Raw genomic sequence first — 1,103 nt, 5'->3', positions numbered from 1 at the left:
CCACGCCGATGATAGTGCGGATACCCGTGTGAAAGTAGGTAATCGTCAGGCTCCCCTAAAAACCCCTTGCTACAACGCGTAGCAAGGGGTTTTTGCTTTGGGCGAACCGAAATCTTGCGTGTCACTTCGCCGCATGTTGGTGCGCTTCGACGGCCTAAGAGGCCGTTGCAAGGCCATTGCGAGGCCCCAGCGTCCCTGATATTCACCGGACTGGGCACCCCGCAGACTGGCCTCCCAGGCGGCACGCTGAGCCACGGCTGGCAGCAATGTATTCCAATGATCTCAACGCCCCAGAACCCGCCTAGTGACCGCCACGGGGCGCCGTCGGTGCAGCCTCACGGAGGCCGGCCATAGAAGGCCGAGGCTCGTCGCAATGCTGAGCTGCGTGCCTCGCTGCACCGTGGTGGCCTGCACCTGCGTCTGGGCAGTTCGCGCTGCCGCAAATTTGCGAGTTAGCGGCAAAAATTTGCGGCTTTGCTTTGTCGTCTCGATTCCTAGAAAAATCAAAGACTTGCCGCACGAATCGAAAAAAATCGCAGCAGCAGGCACAAAAACTGCTCTTTTAATGCGTGGAAGGTGTTGACAAGGTAGGGCGACATCTCCATAATTGCAAATTCTCTGCGGAGGGGTGCCCGAGTGGCTAAAGGGGGCAGACTGTAAATCTGTTGGCTTACGCCTACGTTGGTTCGAATCCAACCTCCTCCACCAGAATGCGGAAGTAATGAGCGCCGGAAATTCCGGCGCTCATTATCAAGGAAGCGAGAGTCAGAATCCAAGCGGGTGTAGCTCAATGGTAGAGCAGAAGCCTTCCAAGCTTATGACGAGGGTTCGATTCCCTTCACCCGCTCCAGGTGACGCGCAGACGCAGAAGAAGTAAAGGTTTCGCCCATGTGGCTCAGTGGTAGAGCACTCCCTTGGTAAGGGAGAGGTCGGCAGTTCGATCCTGCCCATGGGCACCACTAGATAGTGTGAAGCGCGGCAATCAACATGCCGAGCAACTCGGCAATAGATAACCCGTTAGGAGTTGGAAATGGCAAAGGAAAAATTCGAGCGGACTAAGCCGCACGTGAACGTCGGCACCATCGGTCACGTTGACCATGGCA

General features: G+C 56.3%; 3 tRNA genes and 1 pseudogene. All 4 read left to right on the top strand.

Features of this window, described 5'->3' with window-relative positions:
- Positions 1–622: 622 nt before the first annotated feature.
- Positions 623–708 (top strand) — tRNA-Tyr (locus tag PIN31009_RS27790).
- A 68-nt stretch (positions 709–776) separates the two neighbouring features.
- Positions 777–850: transfer RNA gene (locus PIN31009_RS27785), tRNA-Gly, on the top strand.
- A 34-nt stretch (positions 851–884) separates the two neighbouring features.
- A tRNA-Thr gene (locus PIN31009_RS27780) sits at positions 885–959 on the top strand.
- A gap of 71 nt (positions 960–1,030) precedes the next feature.
- Positions 1,031–1,103 (top strand): annotated as a pseudogene (locus PIN31009_RS28515) (GTP-binding protein); the annotation flags it as partial.

It is taken from the genome of Pandoraea iniqua (genome assembly GCF_902459685.1).
In the GTDB taxonomy this organism is placed as follows: Bacteria; Pseudomonadota; Gammaproteobacteria; order Burkholderiales; family Burkholderiaceae; genus Pandoraea; species Pandoraea iniqua.
This window is presented reverse-complemented; position numbering and strand designations above follow the sequence as displayed.